Origin of the sequence: Virgisporangium aurantiacum, assembly GCF_016863635.1 — a bacterium.
Lineage (GTDB): Bacteria > Actinomycetota > Actinomycetes > Mycobacteriales > Micromonosporaceae > Virgisporangium > Virgisporangium aurantiacum.
The window spans coordinates 141,102-156,755 of the sequence record NZ_BOPG01000025.1 but is presented as its reverse complement, the minus strand read 5'-3'; the positions used below and the strand labels follow the sequence as shown (position 1 = coordinate 156,755).

The 15,654-nt window shown below is 72.2% G+C and carries 14 protein-coding genes; 6 read left to right on the top strand and 8 right to left on the bottom strand.

All coding sequences use genetic code 11. From position 1 onward, the window contains the following. Positions 1-149 (top strand): proprotein convertase P-domain-containing protein (locus Vau01_RS21155; protein WP_203995570.1); only part of this gene is annotated, 149 nt, incomplete at its 5' end. A gap of 88 nt (positions 150-237) precedes the next feature. Here Vau01_RS21155 and Vau01_RS21150 read toward each other — a convergent pair. After that, positions 238-1,671 (bottom strand): glycoside hydrolase family 76 protein, encoded by a 1,434-nt coding sequence (locus tag Vau01_RS21150; RefSeq protein ID WP_203995520.1) that lies wholly within the window; start codon positions 1,669-1,671, stop codon positions 238-240. 155 nt (positions 1,672-1,826) lie between these two features. Between Vau01_RS21150 and Vau01_RS21145 the strand changes: the two genes are divergently transcribed. Then, the gene (locus Vau01_RS21145; RefSeq protein WP_203995519.1) at positions 1,827-4,340 is read left to right on the top strand and encodes an ATP-binding protein; all 2,514 of its coding nucleotides are present in this window, start codon (positions 1,827-1,829) and stop codon (positions 4,338-4,340) included. A 3-nt stretch (positions 4,341-4,343) separates the two neighbouring features. On the opposite strand, the gene Vau01_RS21140 is transcribed toward Vau01_RS21145, so the two are convergent. The 4 genes from Vau01_RS21140 to Vau01_RS21125 all read right to left on the bottom strand — a co-directional run bounded on the left by Vau01_RS21140 (position 4,344) and on the right by Vau01_RS21125 (position 7,311). Next, positions 4,344-5,255, bottom strand: coding sequence for an NADP-dependent oxidoreductase (locus Vau01_RS21140; protein ID WP_203995518.1), 912 nt, complete (start codon positions 5,253-5,255; stop codon positions 4,344-4,346). A gap of 46 nt (positions 5,256-5,301) precedes the next feature. After that, positions 5,302-6,105, bottom strand: coding sequence for an alpha/beta fold hydrolase (locus Vau01_RS21135; RefSeq protein ID WP_203995517.1), 804 nt, complete (start codon positions 6,103-6,105; stop codon positions 5,302-5,304). 43 nt (positions 6,106-6,148) lie between these two features. Next, complete coding sequence (locus Vau01_RS21130; RefSeq protein ID WP_203995516.1) at positions 6,149-6,811, bottom strand: MOSC domain-containing protein; 663 nt, start codon at positions 6,809-6,811, stop codon at positions 6,149-6,151. A gap of 68 nt (positions 6,812-6,879) precedes the next feature. Then, positions 6,880-7,311, bottom strand: coding sequence for a hypothetical protein (locus Vau01_RS21125; RefSeq protein WP_203995515.1), 432 nt, complete (start codon positions 7,309-7,311; stop codon positions 6,880-6,882). A 154-nt stretch (positions 7,312-7,465) separates the two neighbouring features. On the opposite strand from Vau01_RS21125, the gene Vau01_RS21120 reads away from it, so the two are divergent. Beyond that, positions 7,466-9,982, top strand: coding sequence for a hypothetical protein (locus Vau01_RS21120; RefSeq protein ID WP_203995506.1), 2,517 nt, complete (start codon positions 7,466-7,468; stop codon positions 9,980-9,982). A 49-nt stretch (positions 9,983-10,031) separates the two neighbouring features. Here the strand turns inward: Vau01_RS21120 and Vau01_RS21115 are convergent, their stop codons facing one another. Beyond that, positions 10,032-11,105: a zinc metalloprotease gene (locus Vau01_RS21115; protein ID WP_203995505.1), complete on the bottom strand. Its 1,074-nt coding sequence runs from the start codon at positions 11,103-11,105 to the stop codon at positions 10,032-10,034. Between the two features lie 163 nt (positions 11,106-11,268). On the opposite strand from Vau01_RS21115, the gene Vau01_RS21110 reads away from it, so the two are divergent. From Vau01_RS21110 to Vau01_RS21100, 3 genes are all read left to right on the top strand, one after another. Further along, entirely contained in the window at positions 11,269-12,402 is a 1,134-nt protein-coding gene (locus tag Vau01_RS21110) for a sensor histidine kinase (RefSeq protein WP_203995504.1), read from the top strand. After that, the gene (locus Vau01_RS21105) at positions 12,399-13,064 is read left to right on the top strand and encodes a response regulator (RefSeq protein WP_203995503.1); all 666 of its coding nucleotides are present in this window, start codon (positions 12,399-12,401) and stop codon (positions 13,062-13,064) included. The genes Vau01_RS21110 and Vau01_RS21105 overlap by 4 nt, the downstream gene beginning before the upstream one ends. Positions 13,065-13,130: 66 nt before the next feature. Next, positions 13,131-14,615, top strand: coding sequence for a hypothetical protein (locus Vau01_RS21100; RefSeq protein WP_203995502.1), 1,485 nt, complete (start codon positions 13,131-13,133; stop codon positions 14,613-14,615). On the opposite strand, the gene Vau01_RS21095 is transcribed toward Vau01_RS21100, so the two are convergent. Next, entirely contained in the window at positions 14,566-15,051 is a 486-nt protein-coding gene (locus Vau01_RS21095) for a hypothetical protein (RefSeq protein WP_203995501.1), read from the bottom strand. The two genes, Vau01_RS21100 and Vau01_RS21095, sit on opposite strands and share 50 nt — an antisense overlap. Further along, a complete protein-coding gene (locus Vau01_RS21090) occupies positions 15,048-15,596 on the bottom strand; it encodes an RNA polymerase sigma factor (RefSeq protein WP_239151741.1) in 549 nt (182 codons plus the stop codon). The genes Vau01_RS21095 and Vau01_RS21090 overlap by 4 nt, the downstream gene beginning before the upstream one ends. Positions 15,597-15,654: the final 58 nt, after the last annotated feature.

Here is a 15,654-nt window from a genome sequence, read left to right as displayed (position 1 = left end):
CCACCTCGGGTGACGACGTCGCCAACCTCAACACCACCTACACCGCCAACCTGTCCGGCGAAACCCGCGCCGGCGTCTGGAAACTGCGGGTGCAGGACGTCTTCGCCGGCGACACCGGCACCATCGACACCTGGACCCTCACCGTCTGAACCCAAGGCGATCGCGCGAGATCGTGGAGGATGATCAGTGCTGGAGGCCTGATCATCCTCCACGTTGTGTCGATGACGCGGATGAGCGTCAGGTGTTGAGGAGGTCCACGGCGCTCTGTTGGCGGGCGGCGTCGGTGGCGTCGACGGGGCCGGTCCAGCGGAGGCCGTACAGGTCCGGCGGGGTCCGGTCGGCCGCGTGGGCGCTGTCCCGCTGGCGGGTCAGGTACGGGGTGTACGGGTGGTCGGCCAGCACCGCGTCGAGCTTCGCCAGGTTGCGGACGTAGATGCCCTTGAACGACGTCTGATCGCCGTTGCAGGTGCTCGCGGCCTCGCACGGCTCGCGCAGGATTCCGGCCGGGTTCAGTGTCGGCGAGGTGGTGGACGCGTCGGCCAGGGACCGGGCAGAAGCCAGCACGGCGGGGTCGCCGGTGGCGCGATGCAACTCCGCCAGGCCGCCCAGCAGGACGCCCTGGTTGTAGGTCCAGGTTGTCTGGCCGTTGTTGGCGCACGTGGTGGTGAGGCCGTCGTTCACGAGACCGGCACTGTTGATCATGCCGGACCCCGCGAACCAGGTCCACCCGGCTCTTGCCCGTTGCAGATACACCGTGTCGCCCGCGATCCGGTTGTGCAGCGCGGCGTTCGCCTGGAGGAACAGGCTGTTGGAGATGGCGTTCTTGTAGGTCTTCGCGGTGGTCCACCACACGCCGCCGCCGCACACCGCGTCCCATTGGGTGTTCATGAAGTCGGCGCCGGCCCGGGCGGTGGCCAGGTAGCGGGCCTCGCCGGTCAGATCGTAGGCGGCCAGCCAGGCCAGCACCCACCAACCCGTGTCGTCGACGTAGCTGTTGATGAAGTTGCCGTTCTTGGCGCGCACGTTGCGGGTGTACGTGTTCGCGATCGCGTAGCGCCAGCTCGGCATTCCGGTGACCCGGATGTTGTCGATGAGCGCGGTGAGCGCGTTGGCCGAGTTCCACCAGCCGGTCGTCTCGAACAGGCCGGTGTCGTAGTTGTAGAACTGCATCAGCCCGGTCGCGGCGGCGGTCGATGCGCTGTAGGCGTTCCAGGTGGTGCGGGCCCACGGAGTACAGGCGGTCGCGGTGGACGCGGCGGTGCGCCCGCAGGCGCGCAGCGCGCCGACGTCGTAGGCGTACCAGTCGTCGACGTTGAACATCGCCGTGCGCCAGCCGGTGTACCCGGCCGGAACGGCGGTGACGCCCAGCTTGCTGCCGTCCGACCAGGTGCGGCCGCCGTCGAAGGAGCGGTCGAGCCAGACCTGGTCGCCGGGCCCACCGTCGTCGATGGACGCCCACCCCATGGCGTCGGCGTCGTCGAAGAGCAGCCTGATCGTGCGTCCCGAAATCGCGGTGACCACCGGGACCCGCTGGCCCGGCGCGAGCGCCGGGTCGCGACCGTCGCAGTACCGGTTGCAGACCGACCGGGCGGCGGCGCCGGCGGGTACCGCGACAACAGCGACGGCGAGGACGCCGGCCAGCGCCGACGCCACAGCACGCGATCTCTTCATGCGATGCCCCCGTGTCGGCATGCCGGAAAATCTCCGCGAGACGCGAAATCTAGCCGCGCGCGGAGACGCCGTCAACCATCGAGCGTCGTCGTTGAATACAAAGGCGTTCAATACGAAAGGCTCAGATGGTCGGCTGCCCTGCCGATGGGGGCAAGGTGACGTCGGTTCTGCCTGCGCGCACCATCGAGCACGAGCGGCGGCGGCTGGCCGCGCTGCACGAGTACCGGCTGCTCGACGCGCCGGCCGACGACGAGCTCGAGGCGGCGGTGCGGGTCGCCGCGCTGGTCGCCGGGGTGCCGACCGCGACGCTGAACCTGATCGACGAGCAACGGCAGTGCCAGTTGACCACGGTCGGCTTCGAGGGCGGCGACTCGGCGCGGTCCGACTCGATGTGCGCGATCCGGTTCCAGGCGGGCGAGTTCGTGCACGTGCGGGACGCGTCGGTCGACCCGACCTACGGCTCGAACCCGTGGGTCACCGGCGTCCTCGCCGACGTGCGGTTCTACGCCTCGGCGCCGCTGGTCACCCCGCAGGGGTACGCCCTCGGGACGCTGTGCGTGTTCGACACCGAACCGCGCGACCTGAGCGACGAACAGGTCGACCGGCTCAAGGACCTCGCCGCCATGGTCGTGGCGTTGTTCGAGCGTCGCCGCCAGGCCCGGCTCAACGCCGCGCTGGCCGAGGAGGCCGAACGCCGCGAGCTGCAACTGGAGGCCGAACGGCAGCGCCTCGCCGACGAACGCACGTTCCTGCAGACGCTGCTCGACAGCCTGGACACCGGCGTGGTGGCCTGCGGCAGCGACGGCCGGCTGCTCCTGTTCAACCAGGCGGCCCGGCAGGTGCACGGCGCGGGCGAGGTGCCGCTGGCCCGCGCCTACGCCGGCGAGGTGGTGCTCGGCGAGCATCTCGTCGTCCGCAACCCGGAGGGGCAGGTCCGCCGCTTCCTTGCCAACGGCCGGCCCATCGACACCGCCGACGGCCGCCGCCTCGGTGCCGTCGTGGCGATGCACGACATCACCGACACCCACCGGGCCGAGCAGCGCCGCCGCACCCGTCACGCGGTCGCCCACGCCCTGGCCGACGCCACCAGCGCCCTCGCCGCCGCGTCCGCCGCCGTCGCGGCCGCCGCCGCCGAACTCGGCTGGGCGTGCGCGGAGTACTGGCAGGTCGACGACGACGCGCGGCACATCACCCGGGCCAGTTCGTGGACGACGCCGGGTCGGGACCTGTCCGGGTTCACCGGCGCCGAACCGCTGTCGTTCGCGGAGGGCGTCGGGCTCGCCGGCGCGGTGTGGCAGGAAGGGGGACCGGTGTGGAGCAGCCCGATCCCGGCCGGTGCCGCCGGCGGTGGCCGCCAGGAGGCCGCCGTCGAGGCGGGGCTGTGCACGGCGATCGGGCTACCGGTGCGCAGCGGCGACCGGGTCGTCGGCGTGCTGGCGTTCTTCACCGACACCGAGATGCCCCCCGACATCGACGTGTTGAGCCTGCTCGACAGCATCGCCACCCACGTGAGCCGCTACGTCGAGCGCCGGCGCGCCGAGGACCTCACGCTCGCCCTGGCCGCCGCCCGCCGCGACTTCGACCGCGTCGTCGAACAGGTCAACGACTACCTGTGGACCGTGGAGATCCGCCCGGACGGCACCGTGCACTCGGTCTACGCCAGCCCGAACGGCACCGGCGTGTTCGGCGCCGAACTGCCCACCGACGCCGACATGGGGGCCGCCCTCGCCGTCCGCATCCACCCCGACGACCTGGGCACCTTCGCCGCGTTCCACGCCACCGTCGCCGCCGGTGAACCCGCCGACATCGAGGTGCGGGTCCGCGGCGACGACGGCGTCACCCGCTGGGTGTGGACCCGGGCCACCGCCCGCCGCGACGGCGACCGGCTCCTCGTCGACGGGATCTGCACCAACGTCACCGATCGCCGGGAGCTGGCCGAGCAGCGGGAGCAACTGCTCGAGGAGGAGCAGCGGCACGTGCGGCGACTGAAGGAACTGGACCGGATGAAGGACGAGTTCGTCGCCGTCGTCGTGCACGAGCTGCGCAACCCGATCGGCGTCATCGCCGGCTACACCGAACTGCTGCGCGAGGACGCCGACCTGGCCGACCGCCGGGAGCTGTCGGTCATCGCGCGCACCAGCAGCCACCTGCAGACCCTCGTCGACGACCTGCTCGACCTCGCCAGCCTCGACGCGGGTCACATGACGATCGACGCGCGTCCCCTCGTGCCGGCCAAACTGCTCCGGGACGCGACCGCCGCACACCAGCCCGCCGCCGACGCCCAGCGGCTCACGCTCACCACGGGTATCAGCTGCACCAGGGTGCTGCTCGGCGACGCCCGCCGGCTGCGACAGGTCGTCGACAACCTGCTGTCCAACGCGATCAAGTACACGCCCGCCGGCGGCACCGTCACCGTCACCGCCGTCGACAGCCCCGGCGGCATCACGGTCACGGTGACCGACTCCGGCATCGGCATCCCCGCCGAGCAGTACCCCCAGCTGTTCACGCGCTTCTTCCGCGCCGACACCGCCACCAGCCGCGGCATCAAGGGCACCGGTCTCGGCCTGACGATCGCCAAGGCCATCGTCGAGGCCCACCACGGGACGATCACCGCCGGCCCGGCACCCGGCGGCGGCACGTCGTTCACGCTGGACCTGCCCACCGACTGAACGTCAGGGAACCAGGACCACCTTGCCGCGCAGGCCCCCGGCCTCGACCCGGCGGTGCGCCCCGGCCGCCTCCGCCAGCGGCACCGTCGCCGCGACCCGGGTGCGCAGCCGGCCGGCGGCCACGTCGTCGACGAGCGCGCGCAGGGCCGGCCGGTCGAGGCGCACCATCACGATCTCCTGGCGCACCCCGCGGGCGGGATCGATCGGTGGTGTCGGCCGGGTGGACACCAGCACGCCGCCGTCGGCGACCGCCGCGTTGGCCGGCTCACCGAGGGGCACCGCATCGAGGACGGCCGGTGCCTGCTCCGGGAACGGGTCGGCCGACCGCGGGATCACGGTGTCGACGCCGAGGCCGCGGACCCATTGCTCGTCGTCGTGCGTGGCCGACGCCAGCACCCGGTGCCCGGCCCGCACCGCCAACTGCGCGGCGAAGCCGCCGACGGCGCCGCTGGCACCGGTCACCAGAAGTGTCGTCGGTCCGGACAGCGCCATGATCTCCAGGGACCGGTGGGCGGACAGCGCGTTGAGGGGGATCGTCGAGGCGACCACCGGATCCAGGCCGTCGGGCACCGGCACCAGCCACTCGGCGTCGGCCGCCACCAGTTCCGCGTACCCGCCGACCGCTCCCCGGGTCTGGAACCACGGAATCATCCCGACGACCGGCTGGCCCGCCTCGAGGTCGGTGACCCCGGCGCCGACCTCCACGACCTCGCCGGCGATGTCCCACCCCAGCAGGAACGGCGGCGGCACCGGCCCACCCGGAATCTGCCCGACGCGCGCCCCGATGTCGGCCGGGTTGACGCACGTCGCGCGCACCCTCACCACCACCTGACCGGCGGCGGGCGACGGGTCGGGCTGTTCGACGACCTGCAGGACCTCCGGCCCACCCAACGCGGTGACCACCACAGCACGCATCGACACACCTCCTCGTGTCCGACCATCCTAAGTGGACCCCGGCGCATCAACCGGCCGACCACAACCGTTCCAGGAGCCGGTTGGTCTCCCCGGGCCGGTCCCGTTGCACGTCGTGACCCGCGCCCGCAACGGTGACGAGGTCCGCGCCGATCCGATCGGCGACCGTGCGTGCGACCAGCGGGAGCACCGGGTCGAAGCCCGCCGCCCTGGCGTCGCGGGCACCGACCAGGACCAGGCGCGGATACGCTGCGGAGGCCAGCGGCGCCACGGGAACGTCGGCCAGCCAGCACGGCCGCTCGTGCAACGCCGTCGCGGCGGCGCGCAGCAGCCGGTCGGGCGGCGCCGGCCGCGGAACGTCGTTGTCGTCGAAGACGATCCGCAGGTAGTCCTCCGCCGATTCGCGCCGGGCCAGCGCCATGAACGCCCGCGCCCGCGTCACCGCGGCGGCGACCACCGGATCGTCGATCGCCACCATGTGCGCCGGCGGCTCGATCAACGCCAGCGACCGCACGAGGTCGGGCCGGGCCGCGGCCGCGAGCATGGCCACCACGGCGCCGTACGAGTGGCCCACCAGATGTCCACCCCCGCTCAGGAGGGCGATGACGTCCCGCGCGTCGACGTCGTGGTCGCTGGTGTACCGCGACCCGTGCAGGTCGGGGCTGGCCCCGAATCCGCGCCGGTCGGGAACGAGCAGCCGCCGCCGGAGCGCGAGCGTCCGCTGCCGTTCGAACGTCAACGTCCCCCACGACAGGGTCCCGTGCACCAGCACGGCCGGCGGATCGGCGACCGCGCCGGCGTCCATCCATTCGGTGACGTGGATGGGCGGCTCCCGGTCAGCGAAGGCCCGCATGCCGGCACACTACCGTCGCCGATCGGCTCGCGCCGCGATGCGGCTACCGCCGTTGGGGGAGCCGCTTCGCGAGGTTCGCGCGCAGGTCGTCGGGGAGGCCGTCGGTCTCGACCAGTTCGGGCAGCAGTTCCGGCGCGGTCATGTACGCGCGGAACGCCTGTGCGATCGTCACCCCGTGCGCCGGCCGGTCTTCGACGGTGACCGGATCGCCGGCCAGGATCTCGCCCGGTTCCAGCACGCGCAGGTAGGCGCCGGGGCGGTTCATCCGGGCGAACGTCTTCGTCCAGCGGGGCTCGCCCATCTTGTGCTGGAACGTGGCGCACGGGATGCGACCGAACGTCGGCTGGAGGACCAGTCGTGGACCGATGCGCCAGCGCTCGCCGATGACCGCGCCGTTGACGTCGACCCCCTCGGTGGTCAGGTTCTCGCCGAAGAGACCGTTGGCCAGCGGGCGATTCAGCCGGCCCTGCCACCATTCGTAGTCTTCGCGCGCGTACGCGTACACGGCCTGATCGTCGCCGCCGTGGTGTTCGATGTCGAAGATCCCGTCGCCGACCAGGCCGCTGTGCAGCCCGGTGGTCTTCGGCCCCGGCGCGCGGACGGTGACCAGGTGGTCGACCGGCCGCTTGTTGATGCCGGTGATGCCGACGCCCTTGGCGGGGTTGGGCTCAGGGACCGCCAGGTTGACCGAAACGATCCTGCTCACGTCCGGCAATGTAACCCGGTGCGACGATCGAACGCCTCGCATTTTCCCGTCGCACCGGTCGGGGACGATCAGCAGAGTTGACCGCCGCAGTAGCCGTTGATGATCGCCGTCGCCGATCTGGTGGCGCTCTGGCCGTTCTGGGTGTAGGTCACGGTCACCGTGACGACGCTGTCGGTCGAGCCGCCCGCCACGAGCACCCCGCAGCCGCTCGACGTCCGGTCGCAACCGGTGAAGATGCCCAGGTACGGGCCGTCGATCCGCCAGCTGAAGTCGTAGGTTCCGGAGGTGTTCAAAACGGCGAAGCCGGCGTTGTAGGTGGTCGCCGGGCGGGAGTTGGTGCAGACCGGTTGCCAGGTGAGGATCGTTCCCGGTGAGACCCGGCAGCCGAACGTCTCGGCGCCGAACGCGGCCGCGGGTGCGGCGGTGGCCACGGTGAACGACACCGCGGCGATGAGGGTCGCGGCGAGCGCGGCCAGCAGTGACTTGATGCGGCGAAACACGGGTCCTCCGGTTCGGTCGACGATCGAGTGTGCGGGACCGTACCGGCGCGCACTGAGCGTCCACTGAACGTCCACTGAATGCGGTCGAATCGGGTCGACCCCTGTTATGCTCCGCGTCAATCCATGTCGATCTATCGATATTACGGGGTGTCGCATGATCCGTGGTCTGCGGGCAGTCGTGTCCGCTCTCCTCTGTCTGAGTCCATTACTGGTGGTGCGGGACACGCCCGCGTCCGGTTCCGTCGTACAGGCGGCCTGCACGGCGCCGACCACGATTCCGGCCGCCGGCGGCGCGCCCTGGCCGGCCGGGCAGGTGCTGGCGGCCAACGGCATCAGCACCGTCACCACGGCGACCGGCTCGAACATCGCGTGGCTGCCGCGCGCCTTCGGCGCCGACGTGGTGACGCGCGACGCGTCGACCGGCGTCGACCGCCAGGACAAGCAGATCACGATGGTCTACAGCGCCAACACCGACGTGGTGGGTCCGCCGGGAGGCGTGCGCAACGCCGCGATGGTGTCGACCAACTCGGGCGGGTCGTACGCGGCCGCCCCCGCGGACCTGCCGGCGACCTCGCTCGGTGAGGTGGGCACGCTGCTCGACGGCCGGCTGCTCGCGATGACGTTCATCGTCAACGGTGCCCTGACGTTCAACGGCACCGAGGTGACGATCCCGCTCATCCTGAACGTCTCGGCCGACAAGGGACGCACCTGGCAGCGGCTGACCGCCGAGACGAAGTTCACCGACGACGCGCTGCCCGCGAACCTGCCGCAGCGCAGGACCTCCGCGATCCGCGGGGTGCGGGCGTCGGGCCGGCCGATCCAGATGACGAACGGCACCGTCGTCATGCCGATCTACTTCACGATGGCCAACACGACCGGCGGCGTCGTCGGCTTCGAGTCGGTGTTCACCGTGCGCCCGACGTTCTCCGGCGGAGCGGTCGACACGGCCTCGACGTGGCGGTTCACCATGCACCCGGTCACCTCGAACCCGACGCTGTCGTTCGGTGAGTCGGCCGTGGTCGAGCGCCAGGACGGCGCGCTGCTGATGGTGACGCGCGGGAACGTGCCCGAGGCGCAGCTCAGCTACAAGGTCTCCACGACGTCCGGCGACACCTGGTCGGGCATCGCCAACGTGTCGTTCGCCGACCAGCCCGGCTGCGCCGTGTACGGCGTCTCGCCGCAGTTGGCCCTGATGCCCAACGGCCTGCTCGTGCTCAGCAGCGGCCGCCCCGACAACTGGATGGCGATCTCCACCGACGCGTCCGGCACCAGCTGGACGCGGGAGCAGACGACCTACCGCAACCGCCCCGACGAGTACTGGAACTACGGGTCCTCCGGCTACACCTCGCTGGTGCCGATCGCGTCGAACCAGGTGCTGCAGTACGTCGACAACTGCGCCGCCCCGAACGGTGGCGGCAAGAACGGCTGCGTCAGCGGCACCGGCTACGACCACGACAAGCTGTACCGGCTGCTGCACCGCAACATTTCCACGCTCATCCCGGACCTCGGCCGGATCGACCTCGCGACCAAGCTACGCAAGGGAACCGTGCGACTGACCACCGACCTCACCGGTGTTCCGCCGGCCGCCGCGGTCACCCCGCCGACCCCGTACGGCGCCCAGCCGTCGCCGGCCGACGCCACCCGCACGAACTACTGGTCGGGAGCTGAAGGTGCCGTCGACGGCAGCACCGCGTTCTGGTCCGGCGCCCTGTCCGGCCGCGCCGACGGCACCGGCACCTACCAACTCGAACTCGACCGCACCTACCGCCTGACCAAGCTCGGGCTGGCCCTGCTCCCCGGTGCCCGGGCCGGCGCCCAGGTCTCGACCTCGGTGGACGGCGTCACCTGGACCCCGGCCACCCTCGGCTACCCGGCCGGTGTCCCGGCGGGCGCGGCCGGCCGGATCGACTCGCCCGGCGACCGCGCCCTGCGCTACTACACGCTCGCGGTCGACGCCCGCCACGTGCGGGTCACCACCGACGCGGCGAGCTGCACGGCCGTCGGCGGGCCGGCGACCTGCAGCATGATCAACGAGCTCGAGCTGTTCTCCACGGTGAACTCGTTCGAGAACGAGCCGTCGGTCCCGCACGGCCTCGCCGAGATCGCCTGCGTGCGGGTGACCCAGCCGGCCGGCAACGGCGACCCGAACCACGACAGCCGGTACGCGTTGCGCCTCAAGGACAGCACCGACCTGTCGTACTGCAACGGCGACAACACGATCGCCAAGTTCGTCTACCCGGGACCCGGCGTCAGCCTCGCGCCGGCCGCGTCCCGCACCCTGCGCGCCGACGTCTACCAGGTCAGCAACGCCCACGGCATCCTGTTCGACATCCGCGGCGTCCGGTCGTCGGACAAGGCCACCATCGCCGCCTACCACCTCGGGATCAGCCAGAACGGCGGCGGGTGGATCGCCTACACCAAGGCGGGCGGCTGGGTCGCCCTCGGCGGCGCGACGGTCCCGCTGAAGGCGTGGCGCACGTTCAAGGTCGTCGCGACGACCGGCACCGCGACGCTCTACCTGGTCGACGCCGCGGGTGTGGAGACGCTCATCGGCACGCTGCCGAAGAGCGAGCCGGTCGCCCTCGACTCGATCACCGGCTACGTGATGTCCAGCGGCAGCACCGACGAGATGGGCGACGAGGCGGTGTTCGACGACATCTCGTTCGAGTAGCGGTAGTGCGGTGACGGCGGACGGCCGCCGTCACCGCGCTCTGCTTGATCTACACGGTCGACGACCGGCCCAGGTCGGCGATCCGCTGGCGGAGGACCCGGGCCGCGTCCACCGCGAACGACCGGTTCGGCGAGGCGTCCTCGAGGCCGATGTCGGTCCTCGCCTCCGCCCCGATCGTGTTCAGCAGCGCCGTGCTGCGGGCGGCGACGGTCGCCAGGTCGGCGCCGATCGTCGGGTAGAGCAGACGCAGCGCGCGGGCGTCGCCGGCCGACAGGTTGATCCCGTTGCCGGTGGGCGCGCACGGGCTCGGCTGCGACTTGTAGAACAGCGCCTCGAACCGGTACAGCATCACCGACGCGCGGTCGAACGGTCCCGCCACCAGCCCGGGGAGCTCCCGCGTGCGCAGGTTGTGGTCGACCTTGGCCCGGTCCCAGTTGTTCGGGAATCCGGACGCGTAGGTGTACACCCCGGGCCGGCGGCCGTCGGCGTCGGGAATGAACCGGCCGTCGGCGTCCCTGGTGGGGACGTAGCCGTCGTCGTCCTCCCACCGGAACTCCGCCTCGCACGGACCGCGCATGTTCTGGTGCGAATGCTGGAAGCCGACCGCGTGCAGGAACTCGTGCCGCGTGGTGCCCTGCCACCGCACCGGCTTCCGCACGTCGAAGCCGCCGAGGTTGAGGGTGCGTTGATGCGGGCGCCCGCCGACGGCCTGGGTGGGTAATCCGATGCTTTCGCTGATGCTGTCGGTGCCGACAAGTGAGAAATTGCCGGCACGGTCGAAACTGACCCGAATGTCCGCGCTGTATACGGCGTCGTCGGTCGTCCATGTGCGGAATTGCCCGGCGGCCGCGTTCGGGCCGAAATCGAGAGTGAGATTGGCGATGTCGGTGATCTCTTTCGTCGCGTCGGCGATCTCCCGGTGAAGGGTGCTCGACCCACCGAGAAAAGCGACCGTGACAACGGTTCCCGGCGTCCATCGCTGCAGGTCGGAGACGAGGAACGCGAGCCCGGCCTGATCCGGCGGCAGGTCGGCCAGCCACGTGTCGCGGGCGTCGATGGTCGCCTGCACATCCTCGGGAATCCAATCGAATACGACATCGGAATCGAGGAGTTTTTCGATCATTTTCGGATCCATGATTGTCTCCGCTCGCCGGTCCTTTCTTTGAAATACCACCGACCTGCGGTGGTGGGGAAGAAGGCGAAAAGCTCATTCCCGGGTCGGAATACCGATTCGCGGCGCGCGCATTTGATCCACATCCCGGCCACCGGCGGGTAGGGTCGGCGCCGTGGGGGAGGGGTACACGCCGACGTTGCCGCGGCGGTGGCGCACGCTGCTGGTCACGGCCGCGATCGTGGTCACCGTGCCGCTGCTGGCCGCCGAGCCCGTGCTCCTGCCGCTGGTCGCCGGCCGGCTGGTCGCGCTCCCGCTGGTGCTGGCACAGGTCGCGGCGCTGTGGTGGTTCGCGGCCCGGCCGCGCGTGTGCCTGGCGGTCGTGCTGGTCGCCAGCACCGGCCTGCAGGTGCTGTTCCCCGTGTTCGGCCCGGGCCTGTTGTTCGTGATGCTGTGCACGTTCGCGTGGCTGCTGCCCGCCGCCGAGACGGTGTGGGGGTTGGCGGCCGCCGTGGTGGCGGCCTGCGGTCCGGCCGCGGCGCGGGGAAGCTGGGGTCTGGCCGCGTTGTGGGCGGCCGCGGTCGTCCTGGCCTGGAGCTGGGGTTCGCTGGGCCGGGCCAGCGGGGCGCGCCGGTTCGCGGAGCGGCGGCAGGCGGTGCTCGAGGAGCGGGCCAGGATCGCCCGCGAGCTTCACGACGTGCTGTCGCATACGGTGTCGGTCATGGTGGTACAGGCGGCGGCGGCCGACGACGTCTTCGACGTGGACCCCCGGCTGGCCCGCCAGGCGTTGCGGCGCACCGAGCAGGCGGGGCGGCAGGCCCTCACGGAGCTGCGCTGGTTCCTGCGCACGGTCCGCGCCGACGGCGGCGACGACACGGCCCCGCAGCCGACCCTCGACGACGTCGGCCGGCTGGTCGAGACCGTGAGCGAGGCGGGCCTGCCGGTGACGCTCACCCGCGAGGGCAGCGCCGACGACGTCCCGCCGGTGGTGCAGCTGGGTGCGTACCGCATCGTCCAGGAGGCGCTGACGAACACGCTGCGGCACGCCAACGCGTCCCGGGCCGAGGTGCTGATCCGGGTCACCGGTTCCGAGGTCTTCCTGCGCGTCCGCGACGACGGACGCGGCGATGGACGCGGAGCCGGACGCGGCATCGGCCGCGGCGGCGGCCCGCCCACCGGAACCGGCGGCCAGGGCATCGTCGGGATGCGCGAGCGGGCCGACCTCGTCGGCGGGCAGCTGCTGGCGGGTCCGCACGCGGGCGGCGGCTTCGAGGTCACCGGAAAGCTTCCGTTGCGGGAGCCCGCATGACCATCAAGGTGCTGATCGCCGACGACCAGGCGCTCGTCCGGGCCGGCTTCCGGATGATCATCGAGGCGCGCGAGGACCTGGCGGTCGTCGGCGAGGCCGGCGACGGCGAGCAGGCGATCCGGCTGGCCGCGCAGACCCGTCCCGACGTGGTGCTCATGGACGTCCGCATGCCCGGCCTCGACGGCGTGGCCGCAACGGCCCGGCTCACCGCCACCCCCGACGGTCCCCGGATCATCATCCTGACCACCTACGACCTGGAGGAGCCGATGTACGCCGCGCTCCGGGCCGGGGCCAGCGGCTTCCTGCTCAAGGACGTGCGGCCGGCCGACCTGGTCGAGGCGATCCGCGTGGTGGCCCGCGGCGACGCCCTGCTCGCGCCGGCGGTCACCCGTCGCCTGCTCGACCGGTACCTCGCCCTCGACCGTGCGCCGTCGGCCCCGGCGGGTAGCCTCGCCCAGCTGACCGACCGGGAACGGGAGGTGCTCGCGCTGCTTGCGCGGGGTGCCGCCAACGCCGAGATCGCCACCCAACTGGTGGTCACCGAGGCGACCGTGAAGACCCACGTGTCGGCGATCCTCCGCAAGCTCGGCGTCCGCGACCGGGTGCAGGCCGTCGTCCTCGCCTACGACCTCGGACTGGTGCGCCCCCGTCCCTCATCCTGACGTCGGAGCCGCAACACCGGTCGCGGGCCGGAGGTGCCCGATCCGCCCCGGTTCTACCGTCGGCCCATGCTGCCAACGCACCAGCACCGGGCGATCCGGACCGTCGTGGCCCTGCTCGTCGCCAGCCTCGCGCTCGGCGTCGTCTTCGCCGTGCTCACGTTGCTCTTCCGCCACGACGTCCTCGCGTATCAACTCGCCCGGCAACCCGGCGCCGACCCGGACGAGCTGTCCCGCACGCTGTGGACCCGGCCGATCCCGGTCCTCGTGGTGGCGGTGCTGTACGTGTGGGTGGCGCGGCAGTTGCTCGCGGGCCGGCCCCGGGCGTACCGGCGGGTGCGGATCGTGTCGGTGGTCGGCTTCGTCGCGATCGCGTGGCTGGTGGCGTCGGCGGCGTACCCGCTCTGGCTGCGCGGCGTCCAGGTGGCCCAGCTCGCGGTGCTGGCGGCGCTGATCGTCGCGGTCAACCGGCCGGTGGTCCGGGCGGCGTTCCCGAAGGTGGCGGATCCCCGGCCGCGCAACCTGCGGGCCGCCGCGCTGCTCGCGGTGCTGGCACCACTGGTGGCCGAGGTGAGCGTCGGTTCGACGTCGCTGCGCGAGATCTGGGTGATCCCGCTCTACGTGCCCATCTACGGGGCCGGTGTGCTGTTCATCCGCGAGGTGGTCCGGCGCACCGGCGGCGGGGTGGTCAACCTGCTCGTCATGGGCCTCGCCTACGGCCTGGTGGAGGAGGGCCTCGCGCTGCAGAGCCTCACCAGCCGCCACCTCTACGGCGCGGCCGACTGGGCACCCCGGCTGTTCGGCCTCAACACCGCGTACGCCGAGGCGAACCTGGCCTACCACGCGGTCTTCAGCGTCACGATCCCGATCGTGCTGGTCGAGGCGCGGTTCGGCGCCGCTCCGTACCTGCGGCGGGGCGGCGTGATCGGCACCGGCGTCGTCGCCCTGCTCGGCGCCGCCCTCCTGCGCATCAGCGTGCCGCCGTCGGAGGATCCGGGCTACACCATGTCGCTGTCCGCCGTGCTGCTCACCGTTGCCGTGGTGGCGGCGCTCGTGGTGGTCGGGCTGCGGGTGCGGGTCCGTCCGTCCGTCCGGCCCGCCGGTCCGCCGCCGGTCGCGGCGCTCGCGGCCCTCGCGACCGCCGCGACGTTCGCGTTCCTCGGCCTCGTGTGGCCGTTCGCCGGGGCCCGGCAGCCGCTGTTCACCCACGGCGCCTGGGCACTGCTGCCGATGACCGGCGCCGCCCTGGTCGCCGTGGCCGTGTTCGTCGCCCTGCGCCGCTGGTCCGCCGGTCCACAGTGGACACTCCGGCACCCGCTCGCCGCCTGCTTCGGCGCCCTGGTCGGCCACACCGCCTTCGGCATCGTCGCCCACGCCGACACGCTGCCCGACCGCGGGTTCCTCGCCGTGGTCGCGCTGGTCACCGCGATCGCCGGTGCCGTCATCGTCAAAAGAATCGGAGACGGGCGCAGAGCCCCCGCGGTACCGCCGGCGCCCGGGTCCGTCACAACAGTGTCCACTGGGTCCGGACCGGCGCACCCCCCGGCGGGGTGAGGGACAGCCTGGTCGGTCCGGCGGACAGGCCGGTCGCGCGGAAGCGGCCCAGTTCGTCGGAGCCCACCTCGACCGCCTGCGCCGGCTGCTCGACCCGCACCAGCAGCGCACCCGCCGGCACCACCTGGCCGAGGATGCGTATCCGGTCGTCGTCGGTCGACACCTCGATCTCGACCGTGAGGTCGCCGGCCTCGTAGGTCAGCAGCCGGGTGGCGCCACCGCGGACCCCGGCGGCCAGGCTCAGGCTGTCGCCGGTCAGGTCCGCTAACTCGCCCAGTTCGGCCAGCTCCTCGTCGATCCGTCGCCAGGTGGAGGCCGCCTTGGCGGCGGCGGTCACCGCCGGCGGTACCGGATCGTCCTCCTCGACGAGCGGGCGCAGCCGGTCGAGCAGGGCGGCGTCGGCGGGATCGACGTGTCCGCCTTCGGGTTCGTTCATCGCGTCACCCCCTCGGTGAGCCGTAGTTCCTGTCGCAGCGCGTCGAGGCACCGCCCGCGGGCCGGGCCGAGGCTGCCGATCGGCACCTCCAGCGCGGCCGCCACCGCGGCGTAGCTGCCGGGCGACTCGAGCACCAGCATCCGCAGCACCGTCCGGCACCGCAGCGGCAGGCGCTGGAACGCGTCCCAGAGTTCGCGGTTCCGTTCGTCGCGCAGCAACCGCTGCCCCGGCGCCGGGGCGTCGTCGTCGGCGGCCTCGGTCCACATCGTGTCGTCCACCGGGATCTCCCGCCGCCGGCGCAGCAGCTGCAGGGCCTCCCGGCGCGCGGTGACCGCGATCCAGGCGCCCAACGCGTCCGGCTCGCGCAACGCGTCGAGGTGCTCGACCACCCGCAACCACGTCACCTGGCTGACGTCGGCCGCGTCGGCCGCGTTCAACCGGAACCCCCGCGCGATCCGCCACACCATCGCGGAGAACCGCTCGACGATCGTGTCCCAGGCGTCCTGGTCGCCGTCGACCGCCGCCGCGATCACCGTCCCGCTCACCGTCGTGCTCGCGCTCCTGGCGCCGGCCCCGCTCGCGGCTCTGTCCCCGCTCGCGCTC

What these genes read in the sequence shown, in the direction of transcription:
- Vau01_RS21140 (WP_203995518.1), bottom strand. Translation starts at nt 5,255, where the DNA reads ATGCGTGCTGTGGTGGTCACCGCGTTGGGTGGGCCGGAGGTCCTGCAG.
- Vau01_RS21120 (WP_203995506.1), top strand. Translation starts at nt 7,466, where the DNA reads ATGATCCGTGGTCTGCGGGCAGTCGTGTCCGCTCTCCTCTGTCTGAGT.
- Vau01_RS21095 (WP_203995501.1), bottom strand. Translation starts at nt 15,051, where the DNA reads ATGAACGAACCCGAAGGCGGACACGTCGATCCCGCCGACGCCGCCCTG.
- Vau01_RS21105 (WP_203995503.1), top strand. Translation starts at nt 12,399, where the DNA reads ATGACCATCAAGGTGCTGATCGCCGACGACCAGGCGCTCGTCCGGGCC.
- Vau01_RS21100 (WP_203995502.1), top strand. Translation starts at nt 13,131, where the DNA reads ATGCTGCCAACGCACCAGCACCGGGCGATCCGGACCGTCGTGGCCCTG.
- Vau01_RS21115 (WP_203995505.1), bottom strand. Translation starts at nt 11,105, where the DNA reads ATGATCGAAAAACTCCTCGATTCCGATGTCGTATTCGATTGGATTCCC.
- Vau01_RS21150 (WP_203995520.1), bottom strand. Translation starts at nt 1,671, where the DNA reads ATGAAGAGATCGCGTGCTGTGGCGTCGGCGCTGGCCGGCGTCCTCGCC.
- Vau01_RS21135 (WP_203995517.1), bottom strand. Translation starts at nt 6,105, where the DNA reads ATGCGGGCCTTCGCTGACCGGGAGCCGCCCATCCACGTCACCGAATGG.